Source organism: Leptolinea tardivitalis, from assembly GCF_001050275.1.
GTDB lineage: Bacteria > Chloroflexota > Anaerolineae > Anaerolineales > Anaerolineaceae > Leptolinea > Leptolinea tardivitalis.
In genome coordinates, this window is the sequence record NZ_BBYA01000015.1 from 82002 (window position 1) to 105140 (window position 23139).

A 23139-nucleotide genomic window follows, 5' to 3' on the forward strand; every position below is an offset into this window, starting at 1 on the left:
CAGATCTATTGTTTTTTCATCAAAAACTCTCTTATTACTTTTACCTCATACATCTTTTTTAAAATAGATTTTTTTAAAAACAGTTCAAACCAGTATGTAAAAAATGTTAACTTGAAATCCATTTTTTCGTGTTTTATACTGATCAGGTAAAAATTGTAGGGTTGGATAATCGAAAGGGGAATTATGAATAAACCAGCGTTTCGCGCAATTACTTTGGTTATTGTGCTCAGTTTTCTATTGTCAAATGTCAATCCGATGGGAGTGATGCCGGTAAACGCCCAGGTGAGTGACCGTCTCTCAAATGAACATCCGGTATCGCAGGAAACAGTTGTTCCATCAGCTGAGGAACCAACAGAAGTTCCATTGCCTCCCACCGAACTACCGGAAATTCCATCCCCAACTACAGTAGTGATCATTCCGACAAATACAATTGATGTTCCTCCAACGGATATCCCTGAAATTCCTACTCCGACTCAGGATATCGAGATTCCCACGACAACGCCTATCCTTGAAACCCCGGTTGCAACTCTAACCGATCAATCTCCTACGCCCACTTCAACAGTCGAATTCACGGCTACCGCTACAGCAGTGATGACAGAAACTCCTTCGGTGCCGCCCTTTATAAATTGTGATGGTGTATCAGAAATACCCACGGCCGAATGCCAGGCGCTGGTTGACCTCTTTGATAGCACATCCGGTTCTTCATGGACGGTGAACACAAACTGGAAACAGACAAATGAACCCTGCTCCTGGTATGGTGTAAGTTGCTCGGTCGGGCATGTGACCGGGCTTAATTTCAACGGCATCGATACCGGTGAACGTTTCTCGGGGAACAACCTGGTTGGGAACTTGCCGGATAGTCTCTCCAATCTGACAAACCTCCATCAATTGTTGATGGAAAACAACCAGATTAATGGCACTATTCCATTATCTTTGACCGGCCTTACCAGTCTCGAATCCATAGACCTGGCGAATAATCATCTCACCGGATCCATCCCGGCTGGCCTGGGGAACCTGACTAATTTGAAATTATTGAATTTATCTGACAACAATATTACCGAAGGCATTCCAGATGAGATCGGAAATCTGACAAAACTAACCGCTCTTTCAGTTCGTTCTACATCGTTAAATGGTAGTCTTCCGGAATCATTAATCCATCTGATGACTCTATCTCAGTTTGATTATTCGAATACACAGCTATGCGAACCGGGTACCTCAGATTTTCAGAACTGGCTAGGAACCATATCTTCTTTGTCACGTACAGGAATTTGCCCTGTTGGAAATATCACCGGCAAAGTTACCAAACGTGATGACAATTCTCCTATTCTCACATCCGTCTGCATCCGGTCATACGATTCAGATGAAGATAAAGGCTGTTTCAAAACAGATAATCAGGGAGTCTATACAGCGCCCAATTTGCCAACAGGTGACTATCGGGTTTTCGTCAATGAAACCGGCTATGCGTTGCAATACTATAACCATACATTTATCCGGTCAGAAGCTAAACGGGTATCGGTTGGGTCTGGTGGAACAACTTCGGGGATTGATTTCTCTTTATCACTCGGGGCAACTGTAACCGGCACAGTATTCACCGAAGATGGGTCAACACGGCTGGCTAAAATCAATGTGAGCCTCGATGCTGGTGGAACAAAAGGTGTGATGAATACCTGCACCGATTCCGATGGAAATTATTCCTTCACCGGAGTACCGTTCGATAGTAAATTCCAGGTGTTCGCTGCGAGAGGGAAAAACAATTGCGACAATAATTCCAAAGTGTATTCCGCACAATATTGGGATCACACAGATTCTGAACAAAAAGCAGCAAGCATTTCTGTAACATCCGCCGAGCAGGGAAAAACTGGCGTTAATTTTTATCTGGCAACAGCTGGAAAAATCACCGGAACTGTAACCTCTGCCGCAACAGGTTTACCAGTTTCTGATGTTTGTGCATACATTGAAACGTATGATAATTCGTCTTCGGGCAATTGTTTTTATACAAATTTGAATGGTGTGTATTTATCAGACCCGCTTGATCCCGGGGATTATCGGGTAAGAATTGACCAACCGGGATATGCACTTCAATACTATAACAACACGACAGATTGGAACTCCGCCGCTCGTGTTAAAGTTACATCAGGTGCCACAAAAACCGGAATCAATTTTTCTCTGCAACCCGGAGGAACAGTCATTGGAATGATTTATGGACCAGATGGTATCACCCCAATCCATGACATGAACGTCACCCTTGATGGTGATGGATTGGGGTTCTGGGCCTGTAGCTACCCGGATGGACATTACGAATATCGTTCTGTCCCATTGAATAAAAAATTCAAGCTGCGTGTCGCCCCTGTAGAAAGTACCAATTGGTGCAAAGATGGTGCGCCTAGCGAATATCCGGAGCTGTTCTGGAATAATACAAATGAGTGGAATGAAGCCACTGAACTAGAGTTGACCGCCTCTTCCCCAACACTCACCGACATTAATTTCACCATGCGCGTGGGTGGGCATATCAGTGGCAGGGTTACCACTGCCAGTAATGGAAATCCAATTTCCGGAGCAAATGTCTGTTTTGAAACGTACGACAATGGAACCTTTGGCGGATGTGTCAATACAGATAATACCGGCAACTATACTTCAGATATTTTATCTGCTTCAGATTATCGAGTAAAAATCTATTCCTCTGGCTGGGGATGGCAGTTTTATGACCATACAACCAATTGGGGAAATGCTGCACGTGTCTCGGTATCTGATGGCAACACCACCAACAATATCGATTTTGCTCTGGTAAATGGTGGAACAATCTCCGGGACAGTTTTTGCTGCCAACGGGACTACACGACTCCCAAATGTAGTGGTTGTGGCCGAAACACCTGATGGTGGTTCCGGTGTTTGCACAGATTCTCAGGGCAATTATTCTTTTGATCGGTATATTCCAACAGGTACTGATATTCGCATACGTGCAGGTGTAATAGATTGGGGAAACTTTTGTGGAGATAACACACAAAAAACGTATGCACAACAATTCTGGAAATATGCCGATACCTTTGATTCTGCTACGGTGATCCGATTGGATGGATCCACACCTGCCAATAATATTAATTTCAAACTTAAACAGGGTGGAGTTATTAAAGGGCATGTATTTGATAAGAATACAAGTGCGAATCTGGCAAACATAAAAGTCGCCCTGACAACAGATAACAGATTCATAGACACCTGCACAGATTCCAATGGTAATTATCAGTTTACAGGTGTCGAGGGGAATACAGCTTGGCGAGTGGTAGCTGTTCCTGATGGCAATTATTGCAATGGTTTTATTCCTCCATATAGTCGATTGTATTGGAATAATTCAGCATCCTGGGGTAGTGCGACAACATTGACAATAACAACCCAAAAGATGTTATACGAAAACATCAATTTCGGTTTGTCATCTGGTGGCCTGATTTCAGGGAAAGTAACATCACTTGCAAGCGGGGATCCTCTTCCAGACACTTCAGTTTGCATTGATAATTACGACACACAAGAATGGGTTTATTGTGCAACAACGGACAAAGCTGGAAATTATATATCTCCAAGGTTGGCAAGCGGTGATTATCGCGTTTATATTTACAAAGATAACTACGGATTCCAGTTTTACAACCAAACACTGATTTGGGATAACGCAACCAGAGTAACCGTTGTTAACGGATCAACAACAGAAGGTATTAATTTTGAACTGGTTAACGGGGGAACCATTCAAGGGATAGTCACCGATAAACAGGATAATCCTCTTCCAAACATGAACGTCGATATTTCAGATGGCTCTTTTTCAAATGGAGTTTGTACTGACCAGAATGGCGAATATTCCATCAAATGGGTGCCTTTTGATACACCCGTTCAAGTTTCTGTTGGACTTGGTCTAAATAGCTGCCAGGGAGGAGTTGTAAGTAAATACTCTGCTCAATTCTGGGAAAACGCAAGTACACGACAAGATGCCAGTACCATAACGCTAAATGACGGAAATCCTCTCGCCGAAAATATCAACTTTTCTCTTGACACAGCCGGCGTAATCAGTGGATATGTTTTTGATACATCAGGGAATCCACTTGCCAATGCCTGGGTAGGTTTACGGCTTCATGGATCGCATACATTTCTTGAAAATTGGAGTCAAACTGGATCTGATGGAAAATACTCCAAAGGAGCCATCCCACCGGGAACGTATGACGTAATTGTTGCGCATGATGGCTATGCGCTATATCACTATAACAATTCCCCCAGTTGGCAAGATGCCGACCCAATAACCATAACACCTGGCCAAAAACTCACCGGTATCAATTTTATTCTTCCACCAGGTGGAACGATTTCCGGTAAAGTACTTAATAGCGATGGAGTTTCTCCCTTATCGAATTTCCCGGTCTGGATCGGAGATGCCAATTTTGGCGTTGGCGATTTTCAGTGTACCAACGAAACTGGAGAATTCGCATCCGGTATTATCCGTCTCAATACCGACGTCTATGTAGTAGCGGCTCCTGTGGGTATTCAGAACTGGTGCTCCCATTCCACCGATGGCTACACTCCAGAATATTGGCAAAATGCAAATAACACACAAAATGCCACAACATTGAAATTAACGTCCCAGGGACAGGTTATCAATGGCATAAATTTGGTAATGAGTTCCAGTGGAACGATCACCGGTACAGTCCGCCAGGCCAGTGATAACACACCTCAAGCTGGCATTGATGTCTGTATACAAGATTTTGATAATTATAAAATAGAAAGAGGTTGTTTCACCACCGATGAAAATGGTGTCTATATAGCCCCAAATATGCCAGCGGGGGATTATCGTGTCTTCGTTTATAAAGACCATTGGGCTTGGGCATTGTACAATAACACAGATCTCTGGGGTGATGCCACTAGAGTGGTCGTTACTGCAGGAAATACTACATCGGGGATTGATTTATCCTTGTATCCTGCTGGAACCGTTTCTGGTACCGTATATGCAGAAGATGGGATAACTCCATTACCAAACATGGCCGTTGAAATTGATTGGGGTAATGACGCAGGTAGCTCTTTCAACTGTTCAGATGAACATGGAAATTACAGTTTCTTCAGCATTCCATTTAATAAACCACTGATGGCAATCACATCCCGAGTGGAAAATTGGTGCGAAGGAGGAAGTGAAGCTTACAGTACACAATTCTATCCATTCAGCGATACTATTGCCGGTGTCGAAGAATTTACACTGACAGAAAGTTCACCTATCAAAACAGGTGTAGATTTCAAAATGAAATTGGATACCACTGCGCCTGATACTCCTGTTCAAATCAGCCCATTAAGCGGAAAATCATTTTCCTCACCTCCGGTCTTCTCGTGGAATGATGTTGGAAGTCAAAGATACAATTTTATGCTTGCTAAAAATGCTGACTTTAGCTCACCAATAATCTCAATTACCCAGCATGAACATACATTTACCCCTGCTTCTTTATCGCCTGGAAAGTATTACTGGCGTGTTAGAGCGACTGATCTTGCAGGTAATAAGAGCTCATTCAGCCCGGTCTGGATTGTTTATATTACCCTTGCGAAACCAGAGTTGAATCTTCCTGCCAATGGAGCAAGTATATTCGGTACGCCTACATTTTCATGGTCTTCCTTAGTTGGAGCAAGTTCATATAGATTTGAATATGATGATGATACTGATTTCAGTAGCCCAACTTTTTCCTCAGGAGTGCTTACGACAACCAGTATTACTCCGCCGCTGATGAAAGCTGGTAATTATTACTGGCATGTAAAGGCAGTTGATATATATGGTAATTCAAGTCCCTGGAGTACTGGCAGAAGCATAACAATCCAATCACCCAAAATACCAATTCTTACTTATCCGACAGATGACCTTTCTCCAGTAAGGGTTGTTCCCACCTTTACCTGGGGAACCGTCACAGGCGCCACCGCCTATCAGTTCCAGTTGACGAATGTCGATAAAAGCACCACCTTCACCACGCCAGGAGAAGGTGTCTCCGGTACCCCGCTGACCACCACAAGCTATAAGCCCGCCAGCATGGTGGTGATGGATCACTATACCTGGCGTGTTCAGGCTCGCGACGCTGCCGGCAATTGGAGCGGTTGGAGCCCTGAATGGCACTTCCAGCTCAAACCACCGTTGATCACGGCCGCCCCGGCTCTCAAATTGCCTGCCGTGAACGTTTTGATCAATGCCCCCACCTTCTCCTGGGCCGCTGTAACCAATGCCGCTACCTATGACATCGAAATCGACACCGCCACCTCCTTTGCCTCCACTGATTACCTCTCCGAAACCGGGCTGACCGCTTTAACCTACACTCCCTCCGGTCTCTCTCCAGATGGCGGCTGGTTCTGGCGGGTAAGAGCGGTGAATGCCTTCAACGAAGCCGGTCCGTGGTCGCCTGCCCGCTCATTCATCCTGGATACCACCGCTCCGACTGTACCTGTACTCATTTCCCCGACAGATGACCTTTCTCCAGTAAGGGTTGTTCCCACCTTTACCTGGGGAACCGTCACAGGCGCCACCGCCTATCAGTTCCAGTTGACGAATGTCGATAAAAGCACCACCTTCACCACGCCAGGAGAAGGTGTCTCCGGTACCCCGCTGACCACCACAAGCTATAAGCCCGCCAGCATGGTGGTGATGGATCACTATACCTGGCGTGTTCAGGCTCGCGACGCTGCCGGCAATTGGAGCGGTTGGAGCCCTGAATGGCACTTCCAGCTCAAACCACCGTTGATCACGGCCGCCCCGGCTCTCAAATTGCCTGCCGTGAACGTTTTGATCAATGCCCCCACCTTCTCCTGGGCCGCTGTAACCAATGCCGCTACCTATGACATTGAAATCGACACCGCCACCTCCTTTGCCTCCACTAATTACCTCTCCGAAACCGGGCTGACCGCTTTAACCTACACGCCCCCCGGTCTCTCTCCAGATGGCGGCTGGTTCTGGCGGGTAAGAGCGGTGAATGCCTTCAATGAAGCCGGTCCTTGGTCGCCTGCCCGCACTTTCACCCTGGATACCACCCCTCCGACTGTACCTGTACTTATTTCCCCGACAGATGACCTTTCTCCAGTAAGGGTTGTTCCCACCTTTACCTGGGGAACCGTCACAGGCGCCACCGCCTATCAGTTCCAGTTGACGGATGTCGATAAAAGCACCACCTTCACCACGCCAGGGGAAGGTGTCTCCGGTACCCCGCTGACCACCACAAGCTATAAGCCCGCCAGCATGGTGGTGATGGATCACTATACCTGGCGTGTTCAGGCTCGCGACGCTGCCGGCAATTGGAGCGGTTGGAGCCCTGAATGGCACTTCCAGCTCAAACCACCGTTGATCACGGCCGCCCCGGCTCTCAAATTGCCTGCCGTGAACGTTTTGATCAATGCCCCCACTTTCTCCTGGGCCGCTGTAACCAATGCCGCTACCTATGACATTGAAATCGACACCGACACCTCTTTTGCCTCCACTGATTACCTCTCCGAAACCGGCCTGACCGCTTTATCTTACACTCCCCCCGGTCTCTCTCCAGATGGCGGCTGGTTCTGGCGGGTAAGAGCGGTGAATGCCTTCAACGAAGCCGGTCCTTGGTCGCCTGCCCGCACTTTCACCCTGGATACCAAGGGGCCAGATGCTCCGTCACTTACCTCGCCTGTTAGCGACATACTGACCAACAATACAAAACCAACTTTTACTTGGAAAACAACCCCAACTGGTGTTAAGTATCAGATTGAATTCTCAACCGATAATTCACCTTTCGTTCCGATTTACACCTCGGGTGAATTGACAACTACTTCTTTCATCCCTACTACCTCACTTCCTGCTGGCGAGATTTACTGGCACGTACGTGCCAGAGATATTTCCGGCAATTGGGGTGAATGGAGCGATGTTTGGGACATAATCATTGATCTTAATCCACCAGCTGCGCCTGTTCTTTATAGTCCTGTTGATGGACTATCAACAATGAATACCACACCAACATTTGCCTGGTTGTCAGTCGATACAGCCGTCGGGTATCAATTCAGATACGACAACGATGCTAATTTTAGTTCACCTGTTTTTACCTCACCCACACTCACGGGGAACACTTTTACAGCACCGAAAATGGCATCAGGAACGTATTACTGGCAAATCAGAGCCATTGATCATGCAGGCAATTGGGGTGCCTGGAGCACATCCAGAATGATCCAGGTCGATTTAGAACCACCCCCAGCCCCCATACTGCTTAGTCCTGCTGAAGGCACGATTTCTATTAATCCAATATTCCAATGGAATGCGTCTGCAGGTTCCATAGGGTACCTGATTCAAATTGACTCTCAATCCACTTTTACCGCTCCCATTGATTACACCTCATTCGAATCTTCCACCAGTCATTTACTTGGAAAATTTATACAGGCTGGTAAGTATTACTGGAGGGTAAGAGCAGCGGATGAAGCAGGCAATTGGGGAACCTGGAGTGCTGTAAGAAGTTTCACAATACCAGGATAAAACAAGTTTTTCTCAATATACAAAGACAGGCTAGAATGCATCTGATTCTGGCCTGTCTTTACATTCAAATTATGACTTATTATTATCTTCCATTTTTAAAATGAGATTAGAGCAACAGCTTCAAAACAAGTATTATTAGAGATCCGCAATCAGTAAATATAAAACCCTGTGCAATTCAATTTCATACCTTCAATAACCGACCAAACAACGTTAATAACAATGGCAATAAAAATAACAAAGGTATTACCCAGATCATAATATACGAAGCTGTCTCAAAATAATGACTCAAAATGGAATAATCGCCAACTCCATATCCGTTTGAGACTCTATTCCCTTCCTTGCCATAAAGACGGACCATCAGGTCACCTGTCTTTTCATCATACCCATTGTCCAAATAATACTTTTTGACAATAGTAGGATTTTCTTCAATTGTCTTAATATCGTATGGAATGATCACACCATAATCAGGATCCACCACCCACCAGATATTACTCTTTTCGTTAACCTCGGCTGTCGCCACAACATGACCGTCCAAACCGATAATTTTTGTGTCAATGCCGCGATCGTACAGAGCTCCAGCGAGTATTATGGCATGTTCTGAACATAATCCGACACCGCGTTCAATGGCGCGATGATAGTCTAGATATTCATATTTTTGAAATTTACTGGGGAGAATGAAGGAACTAAGGTTCAGAATATAGTTTTCCTGAATCGGAATACGCAAGTTATATCTATCAATTCCGTCATTTTCCCAGTAATGAGCAATACCTTGATTAATTGCGTAAACTGCTTTTTTTATAAAATCTGCTCTATTCGAACAATCCGAATCTAATATTTCATACACTTGCTTTTCTGAAAGCGTAATATCATTTCTAAATGGTGTACTTGTCTCATGATATATTTCAGGATTCCTCAAGGATGTAAAAAGCCCTGTGATATTTAATCCCAAAAGCAACACACCAATAATAGCCAGGATGACTCGCTTCTTCATTATTCCTCGTGATGTATTATTCAATTTCACTTGCCATGTACCTGCATTTTTACCACATTACTCACTGAATAATCCATATTGGAGATAAAGCTACCCTCGCTTATCGTTGAAAGTTGCCAGAACTCAAACTTTCCCTGTAGAATTGTAGAAAATGTCGTCATCCAATAAGGTTCATCTACTTTCATTCTTCAGGCATCAATCATTCGATTGGGTCTGGAAAGTCATTATCATTCCCTTTGTAGCCACCCGCCTTTGTTGGCTTCTGGTTGGCTATTATGCAACCGGTAACTATCTTCCCAATCCTACCTATGCGAAATATGCAAGCCGAGGGTTTTATCTAACACATTTCTTCCCGGTAGATATATTTAGTCGTTGGGATTCAGGCGAATATTTTTCCATCATTACTCGTGGGTATGCACCTTCCAGTGATATCCACACTGTATACAGTAATATCGCTTTTTTCCCTCTTTATCCATATCTTGTAAAAAGTCTGGGCTGGATTGGGTTTTCATTACCTGATGGATTTTATGTCGCTTTTGGGGTCATCCTCTCCAATCTTTTTTTCCTCGCAGCAGCAGTTCTTCTCTATAAATTCATACTAGAAGTGCTTGATTTTTCAGAATTAGTTGCTTCAAGATCCATTGGTCTCTTGTTTGTTTTTCCCACCGGTTTTATTTTTTCCTGTTTTTATACAGAAAGTCTTTTTCTTTTTTTGTTGATTCTCACCCTTACCTTTGCCCTCAAGGACAAATGGAAATGGGCTTCTCTCAGCGCATTCTTCATCCTATTGACACGATCTCAAGGATTGGTTGTCTGGGGGATACTCTTCTTTCTCTATCTTGAAAAGAAAAAATGGAATATAAGGAAAATTGATGTAAATATAGGCTGGCTTCTTCTCTCTCCCATAGGTCTACTTGCCCATCTTTATTATCTATACAGGTTGACAGGCGAACCCCTGGCACCATTTGTCGCCATGACTGCCTGGGGTCGTGCTAATACAACAATACTTACCAGCCTGTGGGAGAACCTTTCGGCGCCCTGGCTGGATGTCTACAAAATTGACCTGATGTTTTCCATTGTCTTTATTCTCATTAGTATTCTTATTTTTGTGAAATGGCCGGTCAAATCCATCGGTCTGCTCTCATTGGCACTCAGTGTTATGCCCATTGCCAGCGGCTTATTAGTCTCCACATCGCGGTATCTGTTGATAGTCATCCCGGTTTTTATCTTTCTTGCGGAGAAAATTCATAATCAATCAGGTTATGATTTTTTGCGAGCCATCTTTTTTACTCTTCAAATAATCTATTTCGCAGGTTGGGTAAACTATTACTGGATTGTTTAGCTTGTTGGCTTTATAAACTTTTTAATCCAATTGTGTAATAATTATCTTATTGGTTGGCTTTATGAATATTAAGGAGGATGAAATGGCATATATTGATTGGAATGAATCCTATTCTGTCGGTGTAAAAACAATGGACGATCAGCATAAGAAGTTGATTGGCATGATCAACCAGCTACATGATGCCATGAAAGAAGGCAAAGGTAGTTCTGAAATTGGGTCAGTTTTATCTGGTTTATCCGATTACACAAAATATCATTTCACAGCAGAAGAGAAATTACTGAAAGAAAACAATTACCCTATGCTTCTCATTCAGGAAAACCGGCATAAAGAATTTATTACCAAACTGGATGAATTTCAAAAAGATGTATCCTCGAAGAACCTGGCAATCAGTCTCAAAGTGCGTGATTTCCTCCGAGATTGGTTGATTAACCACATCTCGGGAGAAGATAAAAAATATATGAAATATTTGAATGACAAAGGTATCAATTAATCTTCGGTGAGGTAGATGCTGCCCGGTAGAACATCAACAAGATTGCCCCAATGAGGAAGCTGAATCCGGCCAGATTAACCATCCATCCCATGGCGTTATCTGCCCAGAGAAGGCCGGTTTTATCGAGCAAATAGTGCCAATCGTGTATAGGGTTCCCGCCTCCAAGAAGTAAACCGGGTGAAAATAATTTTAATTGTTGGGTTCGAGCATCCATGATATATGTACTAATCTGATTCAGGCTCTGACCAATCCAAAACATGAATATCCCACAGGCAAACCATTGTCTCCTTCTGACTGTGAGGAGCAAACATACTGTAGGCAGGAATAATTGCCCCAGTGTTCCACCAAGGACACCAATAAATTCACCCATGAAACTGAAGATCACATGTCCCATTTCATGAGCAATGAAGTCAACCATCGAGACGGCTGAAACCAGCAACCTGATCAGCGGAATTGATAATTTTGGGAAAATGACCTGGATGGACAGAATCAGGAAGAAAAGGCCAGCCAATATATATCGAACCAGATGTATCGGATAAACCTCTTCGAAAGATCGGCTTCTATAGTCCATGGGTAATTTATACCGTACATCAACCAAGATTCCCATAAAAGATCACTAAACAAGAACAGACCAGTTCAACCTGGTCTGTTCTCAAATAACAGAAATCTCTTCGCTCTGGGAATAGTTTAAAGAGTCCAGCCATGGGCTTTTGCCTGGGCTTCGAGTCTGGCCAGACGTTCTTCAACGGTCAATGTTGTTGAAGGGGTTGTCGAACCCGGTGTCACTCCAGCAAATTTTTGTAAATCAATGAGATCACCGTTAAAATAATTGATATCCAACAGGGATTCGCATCCAGGTAAGATAAATTTATCTCCGGTGAATTGCCAGAATGTCCATTTGGACGAACCGGATGGGAGCGCCGGACCTGCAATAGATGGTTTATACGTTGAAGAGAAATTTTGCCAGGTTGTACGTACCGTCGTAGAGTTATAGGGATAATGCGCCATCCATAAGGGATATTTTGGAAGCCAACTCTGAGCAGGCTTGGCATACGTATTAATAAATGAAGCTCGTGAATATACGATCAAGGGGATTTTTGTCCGTTTCGCCCAGGTCTCAAGAATGGTCTTGGCGTTCTGGCTGATTACAGAAGGAGATACTATCTTAGTAACCCTTCCGTTGCTCCATTCTTTCCAATCACCCCACTGTTGTTCAACGTCTGCCGATATCATCTTGTAAGGTAAACCTGAGACGGCATTCAAGAAATATTCAGCCTGTGCAACTGCATCCACAGTCGGATCGCACCAATGGTACAAACCGATAATCATCCCTGCCTTGTTGGCACCTTCAACATGCTTGACCATCATCTGGTCAGTCATATAGTTTCCCTGAGTGGCTTTAATAAAAACAAATTCCACTCCGTTTGACTTCAATAAGGCCCAATCAACTTTCGATTGCCAACGGCTTACATCTATGCCAAGTATCATCCAACAGACTCCCTAGAGAATAAGCTATACAACCTGTTGCAAAAGCTGTGCCACAAAATTAGTTAAATAATCGGACACGCTTGGTATAATACCGAAATGACAAAGAAATTATCTCGCCGCGACTTCCTTAAATTGACTGCTCTTGGTTTGGGTAGTCTGGCTTTCCGACCGTATTTTGGACCAGTTGAAGACCTTGATGGGGGTGAAATAGCCCGGGTTGCTATCAAATCTGTTTCAATTTACAGCCGGCCTTCAGATAAAAGCCAGATTATCTATCAGCGTTTCCGTGATGAATTGTTGAATATATATGAGACTGTGATTTCTGATGACGGCCCTGAATATAACCCGGTTTGGTATCGTGTATGGCGGGGATATGTTCACAGTGCACATCTACAGACTGTACGTATCAGTTTAAATCCCGTCCTTGAAACTGTGCCCCAACCACGCCAACTGGCCGAGGTCTCTGTTCCATTCACGGAAGCATCTATTAATAATAAATTGACCGGATGGCGTACGTTGTATCGCCTGTATTATGGTTCCACTCATTGGATAACCGGTATTGAACCGGGTCCAGATGGGAGTTCATGGTATCGTGTCAATGATGAATTGATTGATATGGATTACCACATTCCCGCCGAACACCTGCGTCCAATCCCAGACGAGGAATTAACCCCAATCTCACCTGATGTAAATCCCGAATTAAAGCGTATTGAGATTTCTTTATCCCGTCAGATGTTGACAGCCTACGAAGGTGATAAAGTCGTATTGAATACTAAAATATCCTCCGGATTGCCAGATTCACATGTATATGAAGATGGGAAAGTCTCTACAAACACACCAACCGGGGAATTTAATATCCAGGTAAAAATGGCTTCAAAACACATGGGCAGCGGGGAATTGCTTTACGATCTGGATGCGTATATTTTGCCCGGTGTACCCTGGTGCTGTTTCTTTGAACCGAAGACCGGTGTGGCTACACACGGAACATACTGGCATACCAATTGGGGAACTCCCATGAGTCACGGTTGTGTTAATTTACGGACAGAAGAAGCCAAATGGTTGTTCCGTTGGACGACTCCGATAACGCCAGCCAACGCCATCGAAAAACTGGGCCGCGGTACTCGAGTCATTGTTAAATAACATCATTCGTCTACAAATTCTCTGAAAACTCTATTGGCCACCAGCCAGGCCTGACGGGTTAGCCGATAATGGCCTTCTGGTGATATTTCTACCAAATTACTGGATAAAAGTTGTTTAATCTTTTCACCTACGATTTCGTCGAGAGGAACGCCGAATCTCTGGAAGAAATCCACCGGGTTTATGCCCTCTTCCAGTAGGCGAAATCCCATAAACATGAAGGTTGATATTTCATAAGATCGATCAACTGTTTGAATAAAAGGAAAAACCTCTCGACTCTCACAAGCCAGGTTGATACTCTTTATATACCGACCTATCCATTTCGCATTTTCCATAAGAATGGACGATGTTGTCGACATTCTGCACGAATCCCTGGGGAGAAATCCAACTGCACCACAGCCAAGACCATAATATGGGAGTAAATGCCAGTATTGCAGATTATGTTTGCAGCGAAAATCATTCGTTTGAGATGATTTTGCCCAATTCGATATTTCATAATGCCGGTAACCAGCCTTTTCGAGGAATGCGCAGCTCCACTCGTATTCTTCTGCAGCCAGATCATCGTCAGGTTCCTGGATGGTTCCCTGCGATATCTTTAAAGCCAGTGGAGTGTTTTCCTCAATAATAAGACTGTATAAAGAAAGATGTTCAGGGTCGAGTTCCAGTGCCTTTTCAAGAGAAAACTTCCAATCCGAAAGTTTCTGACCAGGTAAACCAAAAATGAGGTCAAGGTTGATATTCGCAAAACCAGCATCTCTTGCCAGACTGACTGCCGAGTTCAACTCTTGTGGAGTGTGTGCTCTATCCAAAAGATCAAGCTCATTTTTAATCGCCGATTGCATGCCGAAACTGATCCGATTGAATCCCAATTTCCGATACTCATCCAGTGAATGCCAGTCAATTGTACCCGGATTTGCCTCAAGTGTTATTTCCGCCTCAGGCAAAAGAAAAAAATTATTCCTGATGCAGGTAAAGACATCTTTATATACATTTGGGGAAATCAACGAAGGTGTTCCTCCGCCAAAATAAAGCGTCTTAATCTGATTTCCCTCACCGACCAGATTAATCTGTTTCTCAATCGCTCGAATGTATTCAGGGATCATTCGCTCAAAACCGGCAAAAGTGACAAAATCGCAATATCCACACCGGCGTTTACAGAAAGGAATATGAATATAGAGGCTTGAATCCATCAGTGAATTGTATCAATACCTCAATAATGCGGAAAACGGTCTTTTTCAGAATGACCAAACTGCCTATGGTATAATCCGAGTTTCCGGGCAATTCCCCCGGACTATATTGAAAATGAACCCACAATCTACATCCACCTCACGTATTTGCCCAACCTGCGGTTCAAAAATTGGTGAAAATGCCACTCGCTGTCAGGTTTGCGGACGCAACCTTGTCCCTACGGACTCGAAATCGGCGAATCGACCAATTCAAGGATCTCGCTTACCTGAAATTCACCTATCATTACCTGTTGCCATTGGGGTTATCATACTTCTTCTGGCTCTTGGCGGTGTGGTGATCTATTCCGTTCTGAGTGGTACCGGCCGGGTAACCCAGCCTACGGTGACTCCAACTGCCAGTTTAACACCGACTATTACTTCGACTCCACTGCCGAGTGAAACTCCAACACCGCTGCCATCATTCACTCCCTTACCACCAGTGGAATACACCGTAAAATCCGGCGATAATTGCAGCATTATTGCAGCCGTTTTCAAAGTCTCTATCAATTCAGTTATTACGCTGAATAACCTTCCTGCCGATTGTGGCAGTTTATATATCGGTCAAAAACTACTTGTGCCACAACCTACACCCACAGCTTCACCATTGCCCTCTGCCACCTTGAGCGAAGCTGACTCCACTGAACAAGCCTGCGAAAAAGTCAGTTACACCGTGGGAGAAAATGACACCCTCAGTGGTATTGCCAATGCTTACCGTGTGAGCATGGATTCGATTAAGACATTTAATGGTTTGACCAGTGATACGGTATATCAGGGTCAGACCTTGAATATTCCACTATGCGAAAGACTGCCAACCGCCGGTCCCACCCCGACACCTACAGCTCCACCACCTTATGGCAGCCCGAATCTATTATTACCGGCAGACGGAACGTCTTTTACCATCCAGAATGAAACTGTCACTCTTCAATGGGCTTCCATCGGAGAACTCCGTCAGAATGAAACCTACAAAGTTACTGTCATTGATGTTACAGACGGTGCAGGTCGCAAACTGGTGGATTATTCAACGGATACTAAATATATCGTTCCGGTTACCTTCCGACCTGCTGGAAATACACCCCATGTAATTCGTTGGTCCATCACTGTGGCAAGGCAGACAGGAACGACCAAAGACGGAAATCCAATCTGGGAAAATGCCGGTGCATCGAGTTATGAACGTGTCTTTACATGGTGGGGCGGCGTACCAGAAACCACACCAATTCCGGTTCAACAATAAACAGCAAAAGAGCGGGTTGCCCGCTCTTTTTTGTTATTTTATCGCTCAAGATAATGTGTAACCTGTATCGCTGCTGCAGCTCCCATCCCGGCTGATGTAATGACCTGCCTGAAATGTGAATCAGCCGCTTCACCGGCGGCAAATACTCCCGGAATACTCGTTTCCATGAATTGGTTGCAGCGAATAAATCCTTTCTCGTCCATATCCAGCTGCCCTTCGAATAATTGAGTATTGGGTGTATGTCCGATAAATATAAAAATCCCGTCTACGGCTATTTTGGAAATTTCTCTGGAGATTGTATTCCGTAAAATTAATTCTGAAACTTTTCCATCCCCTTTAATTTCCTCGACCACGCTATTCCATACAAAAGAAATTGCCGGGTTCTCTTTCGCGCGTTTTTGAAGAATAGCGCCTGCACGAAGAGCATCCCGTCTATGGATGATTTTTACAGATGATGCAAACCGAGTCAAAAACAATGCTTCTTCCAGAGCACTATCCCCTCCTCCAACAACCGCGACATTTTTCCCTTTGAAGAACCACCCATCACAGGTAGCACAATACGATACACCTTTCCCGGTTAATTCTTTTTCGCCGGGAATGTTCAAATGTACCGGACTGGCTCCCGTGGCAATAATCAGACTTTCTGTTCGGTACTCTCCAGAATCTGTTTTAATCAAAAATGGATGATGTGAGAGATCTACTTTTGTTGCAGTGGCAAACTCAATCCGGGCGCCAAACTTCTCTGCCTGTTTCTGGAACAATTCACCCAACTCGGCTCCACCTACCCCATCAGGAAATCCAGGGTAATTTTCGATGATGTTTGTCGTAGAAGCCTGTCCACCTGGTTCAATTCCACTGATCACAAGAGGTGAAAGCTCAGCGCGGGCTGCATACAAGGCGGCAGCTAAACCAGCAGGTCCTGAACCCAGTATTATCAACTTTTCATGTTTTGAATTTGCCATGTTTGTAGATTCCATATCTTCTCCTGATATTTCAGTGTTTTTCTATAATAGCATTTTGATGAATCTTTTGTATCCCGGTTACAAATAAACACAGGCAAAATGGGAAATAATTAAAATGCTACCATAATCGATACTGCTAAAATGCCCCAAACCAAAAATTCGTAAAAGGTGTTTTATATGATGGAAAATCCTACTTTATCTGGAAGAACCGCTCTGGTGACAGGCTCAGGTCGGGGTATTGGCCGGGCTATTGCTCTTCGTCTGGCTCGTGATGGGGCGGATATTATTGTAAATTATGCCCGAAATCAGAAACCGGCAGAACAAACTGCCGATGAGATCAGAGACCTGGGAAGAAGGGCGATAGTTATTCGTGCAAATGTGGGAAAAGTGGAAAACATTAATCATCTCTTTGAAGAAATCGAGGCCGAATTTGGCAAATTAGATATCTTTGTCAGCAATGCCGCCACCGGTTTTAATCGTCCAGCAATGGAACAAAAAGAACCCGGATGGGAATATACCCAGAACGTAAATTCCCGTGCTTTTTTGTATTGTGCGCAAAAGGCTGTTCCGCTTATGAAAGAAAACGGAGAAGGATGGATGGTTGCTATATCCAGCCCTGGTTCCATAAGGGTTCTTCCCGATTACATCTCGGTTGGAGCCAGCAAAGCTTCGCTTGAAGCCATTACAAGATACCTGGCCGTTGAATTGGCAGCAGATCATATTCATGTTAATGCCGTTTCACCAGGTTTAGTCTTAACCGAAGCTCTTCAACATTTTTCGGCAATGAGTGATCCTGATTTACCCGACAGATTGATAGCCAATACTCCCTGCGGGAGACTGGTCACGCCGGAAGATGTGGCAGATGTGGTCGCCTTCCTTTGTTCCCCATCATCTGCAATGATATGCGGCCAGGTGATCACTGTCGATGGTGGATATACTTTGGTGGCACCTCGTTAGTCTTCCCGGGTTAATACAGCTCGAGCTGGCGCGCCGTCAGATCCTTCTATCTTCAAAGGTAAACATACCAGTTGATAACTACCAGGGGCAACGTCTGATAAATCCAATCCCTCCAATAACACAACCGAAGATTTGAGAAAAACCTCATGGGTTGGTCGGCTCTTACGAAAAGGTGAAACTGAAAGGTAGTCCATCCCAACCAATTTGACACCCATTGCCACGAGTTCTTGTGCTCCTGCTTCATCAATACCGGCAAATTCAGTCCGAAATTGGGATTTATATTTGGACCAGAAGGCAGAATTATACGTTTTGAAAAGTACTCGTTCCGCACCAGATTGAATTCCACATGATAGAACAATTTCTCGGGAGATAATAGAAATATCATCAGGAATACGAACAACCTGAGCGGGACCAATAAGGGAGTCTAATGGCAGGGATTCAATTGTGGGTGCGCCGGGTAAAAAGTGGAACGGAGCATCCACATGAGTTCCCGTATGGCAACCAGCATCAAGCCGTGACACATTGGCGTTGGCGCCTTCCTCTATTTTACTGATCCGTTCAATCACCACTTTTGGATCGCCTGGCCAAACAGGCATCTCTTTTCGAATGGGAACAGATATATCCCAAAATTTCATTTATTTCTCCTTCCCTTTTTGCACAGTTAATATATGAAATCCCCACCCGGCTAAATTGACAAATAATCCTTCGGTAGCGAGTTCGCTTCCTTGCCGGGTAAACGGTTCAATACCAAACAGATCTTCGAATTCCACATTGTCATCATTATTCACAGACCATGGGATAATGATCCGACCCTGCGACGGCATTGGACAATAATTTACCACAATCAATAAATGAACAGTCGCAAGATTCCAATGATAGGCTATTAAATTTTGACAGGATTGGTTATCATACCAGCCATTTACATTGCACAACTCCCATTGGCCATTTTCAGGGAGCTGCCTGACAAATGAATTGAGTTTCTTAAAGAAAAGCAGGACTTCTGTATTGGCAGGTTCAACCTGTCGTCGTCCCAGTAATACATGGTTCTTAATTTTCCGCCCTTCCCATTGACCTTCATATAACATTAAACCGCCGGGCAATGTGGAAGCCAATACTGAAGCAGCTTTCATTTGAGAGGGTAACATTTGGGAAAGAATTCTATTTTCATCATGATTTTCAATGAAGCGCAATAAATGGTTTTGAAAACTCACATCAGCTTGAATATGCTGACGGATGGAACCAGCAGATTCATGAAGTAAACGATCATAAAGCCGTTTGTCGTAACAAAAATCAAAACCCAATTGCAGAAGGTCCCATTCCAGATCCCAGTAAGCTTCGGCGATGAAAACCGTATCAGGATGGGTCTTCCGAATAGCAGTGATAACCTCTTCCCAGTACTCTGTTTCAGGGTTTGCGCCAGCCCGCGTCTGCCATGTATAAGTAAAAACTCGATTTAGCATCAACATGGCCATGTCACAGCGAATGCCGTCACACATTTCACATATATGTTCCAATACGTGGATTGATTCCATTCGATATCCGCGAGAAAAAGCATTCAATTGAGCCACGTCCTGCCAGGGAGGGAAAAATGGATCCCGTCCTTTGCAGAAGATCCCAGTAGAACTTTGAAAGTACTCTCTTGGGTATTGAAGTAATTCCAATTCATCACCCGCAATAAAATAATCCGGATGGTGGGCAATCCAATCATGGTCTTGAGCAACATGGTTAGGGACAAAATCCAGAAAAAGTTTTATACCGTGATTTTGAAGTTGTTTTCGAAAAACAGCCAACGCATCATCTCCCCCGAAGTGAGGATCTACACAGTAATCCTTAATACAGTAGGGAGATCCTGGTAAATCTTCCATTTTCCAATCAGGAAGCGAATGACTATAATCCTCGTAGAGACCTGTATTTTCCTGACTTATTTTCCGTCCCAAAGGACTGCGTGTCCATACACCAATAAGCCAGACAGCATTAAACCCCAATGAAACAAAATCATCAATTTCGTTCTCTGGAATTTGATCCAGTGTGAGCTTTTTTTGATATTTCTTTTCCAGGTCATCCATCCAGACCCAGGTATTTATCTCTGCCAGTATTAGTTTCCCACTTCCCATAATGTTGACATCCTGTCGGTTAACCCTGGAATAATTCCTTAGTACTACTATATACAATATCCATTGGATTGACAAACACGCCATACACCGCAACTTATTTCTTATTTTTGCGTATACAATCATGAGTATAAATTTGGAAAAAAGAACCCAGCGAACGTTGAATCATTCGGAGGAGAAATGAAATCTTTTATTGTGCGCCTTCTAATTAATGCCATTGCCCTGGCCGTTACCATCTTGATCGTACCGGGTATTTATTTCAACGGAGGAATTGACAGTCTGCTCATTCTTGCGCTGATTTTCGGACTGGTGAATGCCATCATTAAACCGCTTTTTTCCTTCCTGACGTGTGCATTTTATGTTGTTACACTCGGCCTGTTCACATTTATCGCCAATGCTTTGATGCTGTATCTCACCAGCAATATTGCGACAACATTCGGTATTGATTTCACCCTCGAAAACTTTTGGGCAGCCATTATCGGAGCGTTGGTTATCAGTATTGTCAGCTTCTTCCTATCCATCCTTTTCGATCGAAAGAAAGACTGAAAACGAATTCCGAAAATCCACCGGTCTGAAATAACCGGTGGATTTTCTTTTTAAATTCATTCTGATAGCTTCTGACACAGGTAAACCGTATAATTGTCTCAAATTAATCTTGATACGAGGATGACATGCGTGAAGTCGCAGTGATCGGTATCGGTCAGACTAGAGTGGAAGAGCATTGGGATAAATCGCTCCGTGAAATTGCCGGTGAGGCAGTCCTTCTGGCGTTACAGGAATGCGGTCTTGAACAGGCTGAGAGTCTCTATGTTGGAAATATGATGTCAGGCTCTGCCAACCGACAGCAGCATCTTGGAAGTTACATCGCTGATTGGGTTGGAATGCGTTATACCGAAGGCTACCATATTGAAGCTGCCTGTAGTTCAGGTGCGGCGGCTTTTCGATCGGCCTTAATGGCGGTGGCATCAGGATCTGTTGACTCAGCCATTGCCGTGGGTGTGGAAAAAATGACAGATTCACCTGGTGGAGAGATCACCACCCAACTTGCTACAGCGGCAGATGCCGATTGGGAAGCCGATATGGGGTTATCTTTTGTAGCGATTAATGCACTCATTATGCAGCGATATCTACATGAATATCACTGGTCAAAAGACGACTTTGCCGGGTTTTCCATCAACGCTCATGCCAACGGTGCCCATAACCCGTTTGCCCGATTCCAGGAGCCGATCAACAAAGCCGGATATCAGAAAGCTCCTATGATCGCAGAACCCATCAACCTGTTAGATGCCTCTCCCATGGGAGATGGTGCCGCAGCCGCTGTTTTGATTCCTCTTGATAATATAAGAAAACAGGCCGGACAAAAATTGGTTAAAGTTGTTGCCTCTACAGCAGCCACAGATACAATTGCAGCCCATTCCCGGAAAAACCCGATCTGGTTATCAGCAGCAGAAAAATCTGTCAAACAGGCATACAATCAAGCGGGAATTTCCCCTAACGATATAGGTGTGTTTGAATTGCATGATGCATTCACCATTATGGCTGCCCTTTCATTGGAAGCATGCGGCTTTGCTGAGCCCGGACAGGGCCCACGCGCAGCGATTGAAGAGCAAATCTGCCCCAAAGGACGAATTCCAATTTCCACAAGGGGTGGTCTTAAAGCCCGTGGGCACCCGGTAGGTGCAACTGGTATGTACCAGATCGTGGAAGTTGTTCAACAGTTGCGCGGAGAAGCTGGTGAAACCCAGGTGGAACGTCCGGTATATGGTATGTCACAAAATATCGGTGGAAGTGGATCGAATATCATCACACATATCTTCAAATCAGAATAAATTGTATGGCTGAATTGAATAAAGGTTTGCTGGAAGCATATCGAGAAAAAACCTACAACAGTCCTCCTTCCTCCCGGATACATACCCGGGAGGAAGCTGTTCAATTTGTGAATCAACGTGGCTTTATTTTTTTCTGGCCCATTAATGGCATATCGTTACCCAGTCTGTGGGTGGCAGCCGCAGGGAACCGCCCGGTGCCGGATGATCATGACGATCCCGGTCATATCACCTGGGATTGGAAGGATTCACTGCTGGGAAAAGGGAAATGGTATTACGGACGTGTACTGGCTCGTAAGAATTGTATGATTTCACTGGAAATGCTCCCCTTTTTCTATGCCCTTTCACCGAATTACGGGGAACCAGAAGAAGATTACCTGGAAGATTACAGAAATGGCACACTTCCCCTTGAAGCAAAGAATGTTTACGAGGCGTTGCTTAAGGAAGGCGCTCTGGATTCAATTGCCCTGCGAAAAGCTGCCCATCTTTCTGGCACCGGTTCTGAAAGCCGCTTCAATAAAGCCCTTGAGGTTTTACAAACTGCTTTCCGATTGGTTCCTGTGGGAATCAGTACAAACGGCGCCTGGCACTATTCGTTTGTCTATGATCTTTTTCATCGGCATTTTCAGAATGCCATCAATTCTTCCCGAATCATTACTGAAAAGACAGCCAGGGTGAAGATTTTAAAGACCTATCTGCTCTCTGTAGGAGCCTGTCAAATGGGAGAGATGCGGAAACTCTTCCATTGGGATACACAGGCTCTGCAATCGACCATCGATATGTTGGTAGAAGAAAAATTCGTCCTGAATTATGTAGGGATGTCTGGCGAAAAAGGCAGCGGCCTGTGTCTTCCCAATCTGATTAATACTATCAATTCACAATAAACATATAATTACT

The 23139-nt window shown here is 44.3% G+C and carries 16 protein-coding genes; 9 read left to right on the forward strand and 7 right to left on the reverse strand.

What is annotated here, in order from left to right:
- The first annotated feature begins 183 nt into the window (after positions 1-183).
- Entirely contained in the window at positions 184-8481 is an 8298-nt protein-coding gene (locus LTAR_RS16580) for a carboxypeptidase regulatory-like domain-containing protein (RefSeq protein ID WP_081420048.1), read from the forward strand.
- A 181-nt stretch (positions 8482-8662) separates the two neighbouring features.
- Here the strand turns inward: LTAR_RS16580 and LTAR_RS16585 are convergent, their stop codons facing one another.
- Positions 8663-9496, reverse strand: coding sequence for a hypothetical protein (locus tag LTAR_RS16585; protein ID WP_139044616.1), 834 nt, complete (start codon positions 9494-9496; stop codon positions 8663-8665).
- A gap of 127 nt (positions 9497-9623) precedes the next feature.
- Between LTAR_RS16585 and LTAR_RS16590 the strand changes: the two genes are divergently transcribed.
- Positions 9624-10814: a putative hexosyltransferase gene (locus LTAR_RS16590; RefSeq protein WP_062423430.1), complete on the forward strand. Its 1191-nt coding sequence runs from the start codon at positions 9624-9626 to the stop codon at positions 10812-10814.
- 82 nt (positions 10815-10896) lie between these two features.
- The gene (locus LTAR_RS16595) at positions 10897-11304 is read left to right on the forward strand and encodes a bacteriohemerythrin (RefSeq protein WP_062423431.1); all 408 of its coding nucleotides are present in this window, start codon (positions 10897-10899) and stop codon (positions 11302-11304) included.
- Here the strand turns inward: LTAR_RS16595 and LTAR_RS16600 are convergent.
- Together LTAR_RS16600 and LTAR_RS16605 are read right to left on the reverse strand one after the other, a co-directional pair.
- Entirely contained in the window at positions 11297-11911 is a 615-nt protein-coding gene (locus LTAR_RS16600; protein WP_062423432.1) for a hypothetical protein, read from the reverse strand. The genes LTAR_RS16595 and LTAR_RS16600 overlap by 8 nt on opposite strands.
- A gap of 80 nt (positions 11912-11991) precedes the next feature.
- Positions 11992-12792, reverse strand: coding sequence for a glycoside hydrolase family 25 protein (locus tag LTAR_RS16605; protein ID WP_062423433.1), 801 nt, complete (start codon positions 12790-12792; stop codon positions 11992-11994).
- 96 nt (positions 12793-12888) lie between these two features.
- On the opposite strand from LTAR_RS16605, the gene LTAR_RS16610 reads away from it, so the two are divergent.
- A complete protein-coding gene (locus LTAR_RS16610) occupies positions 12889-13932 on the forward strand; it encodes a L,D-transpeptidase (protein WP_062423434.1) in 1044 nt (347 codons plus the stop codon).
- Between the two features lie 2 nt (positions 13933-13934).
- Here LTAR_RS16610 and hemW read toward each other — a convergent pair whose 3' ends face one another.
- Positions 13935-15119: a radical SAM family heme chaperone HemW gene (hemW, locus tag LTAR_RS16615; RefSeq protein WP_062423435.1), complete on the reverse strand. Its 1185-nt coding sequence runs from the start codon at positions 15117-15119 to the stop codon at positions 13935-13937.
- A 112-nt stretch (positions 15120-15231) separates the two neighbouring features.
- Here hemW and LTAR_RS16620 point away from each other — a divergent pair, with 112 nt between their 5' ends.
- Complete coding sequence (locus LTAR_RS16620; protein ID WP_139044617.1) at positions 15232-16386, forward strand: LysM peptidoglycan-binding domain-containing protein; 1155 nt, start codon at positions 15232-15234, stop codon at positions 16384-16386.
- Between the two features lie 38 nt (positions 16387-16424).
- Here LTAR_RS16620 and trxB read toward each other — a convergent pair whose 3' ends face one another.
- The gene (trxB, locus tag LTAR_RS16625) at positions 16425-17363 is read right to left on the reverse strand and encodes a thioredoxin-disulfide reductase (RefSeq protein WP_201776018.1); all 939 of its coding nucleotides are present in this window, start codon (positions 17361-17363) and stop codon (positions 16425-16427) included.
- 162 nt (positions 17364-17525) lie between these two features.
- On the opposite strand from trxB, the gene fabL reads away from it, so the two are divergent.
- Positions 17526-18305: an enoyl-[acyl-carrier-protein] reductase FabL gene (fabL, locus tag LTAR_RS16630; protein ID WP_201776019.1), complete on the forward strand. Its 780-nt coding sequence runs from the start codon at positions 17526-17528 to the stop codon at positions 18303-18305.
- On the opposite strand, the gene LTAR_RS16635 is transcribed toward fabL, so the two are convergent.
- Together LTAR_RS16635 and LTAR_RS16640 are read right to left on the reverse strand one after the other, a co-directional pair.
- Complete coding sequence (locus tag LTAR_RS16635) at positions 18302-18940, reverse strand: cyclase family protein (RefSeq protein WP_062423437.1); 639 nt, start codon at positions 18938-18940, stop codon at positions 18302-18304. The two genes, fabL and LTAR_RS16635, sit on opposite strands and share 4 nt — an antisense overlap.
- Positions 18941-20419 (reverse strand): alpha-amylase family glycosyl hydrolase, encoded by a 1479-nt coding sequence (locus tag LTAR_RS16640; RefSeq protein WP_062423438.1) that lies wholly within the window; start codon positions 20417-20419, stop codon positions 18941-18943.
- Positions 20420-20596: 177 nt separating this feature from the next.
- On the opposite strand from LTAR_RS16640, the gene LTAR_RS16645 reads away from it, so the two are divergent.
- The 3 genes from LTAR_RS16645 (at position 20597) to LTAR_RS16655 (ending at position 23126) form a co-directional block, all read left to right on the forward strand.
- Positions 20597-20962: a phage holin family protein gene (locus LTAR_RS16645; RefSeq protein ID WP_062423439.1), complete on the forward strand. Its 366-nt coding sequence runs from the start codon at positions 20597-20599 to the stop codon at positions 20960-20962.
- A gap of 125 nt (positions 20963-21087) precedes the next feature.
- Positions 21088-22245: a thiolase domain-containing protein gene (locus tag LTAR_RS16650; RefSeq protein WP_062423440.1), complete on the forward strand. Its 1158-nt coding sequence runs from the start codon at positions 21088-21090 to the stop codon at positions 22243-22245.
- A gap of 5 nt (positions 22246-22250) precedes the next feature.
- The gene (locus tag LTAR_RS16655) at positions 22251-23126 is read left to right on the forward strand and encodes an AlkZ-related protein (RefSeq protein WP_062423441.1); all 876 of its coding nucleotides are present in this window, start codon (positions 22251-22253) and stop codon (positions 23124-23126) included.
- Positions 23127-23139: the final 13 nt, after the last annotated feature.

Coding starts and splice junctions, on each gene's coding strand:
- LTAR_RS16580 (WP_081420048.1), top strand. CDS start 184: ATGAATAAACCAGCGTTTCGCGCAATTACTTTGGTTATTGTGCTCAGT.
- LTAR_RS16590 (WP_062423430.1), top strand. CDS start 9,624: ATGTCGTCATCCAATAAGGTTCATCTACTTTCATTCTTCAGGCATCAA.
- LTAR_RS16595 (WP_062423431.1), top strand. CDS start 10,897: ATGGCATATATTGATTGGAATGAATCCTATTCTGTCGGTGTAAAAACA.
- LTAR_RS16600 (WP_062423432.1), bottom strand. CDS start 11,911: ATGGGAATCTTGGTTGATGTACGGTATAAATTACCCATGGACTATAGA.
- LTAR_RS16605 (WP_062423433.1), bottom strand. CDS start 12,792: ATGATACTTGGCATAGATGTAAGCCGTTGGCAATCGAAAGTTGATTGG.
- LTAR_RS16610 (WP_062423434.1), top strand. CDS start 12,889: ATGACAAAGAAATTATCTCGCCGCGACTTCCTTAAATTGACTGCTCTT.
- hemW (WP_062423435.1), bottom strand. CDS start 15,119: ATGGATTCAAGCCTCTATATTCATATTCCTTTCTGTAAACGCCGGTGT.
- LTAR_RS16620 (WP_139044617.1), top strand. CDS start 15,232: ATGAACCCACAATCTACATCCACCTCACGTATTTGCCCAACCTGCGGT.
- trxB (WP_201776018.1), bottom strand. CDS start 17,363: ATGGAATCTACAAACATGGCAAATTCAAAACATGAAAAGTTGATAATA.
- fabL (WP_201776019.1), top strand. CDS start 17,526: ATGATGGAAAATCCTACTTTATCTGGAAGAACCGCTCTGGTGACAGGC.
- LTAR_RS16635 (WP_062423437.1), bottom strand. CDS start 18,940: ATGAAATTTTGGGATATATCTGTTCCCATTCGAAAAGAGATGCCTGTT.
- LTAR_RS16640 (WP_062423438.1), bottom strand. CDS start 20,419: ATGGGAAGTGGGAAACTAATACTGGCAGAGATAAATACCTGGGTCTGG.
- LTAR_RS16645 (WP_062423439.1), top strand. CDS start 20,597: ATGAAATCTTTTATTGTGCGCCTTCTAATTAATGCCATTGCCCTGGCC.
- LTAR_RS16650 (WP_062423440.1), top strand. CDS start 21,088: ATGCGTGAAGTCGCAGTGATCGGTATCGGTCAGACTAGAGTGGAAGAG.
- LTAR_RS16655 (WP_062423441.1), top strand. CDS start 22,251: ATGGCTGAATTGAATAAAGGTTTGCTGGAAGCATATCGAGAAAAAACC.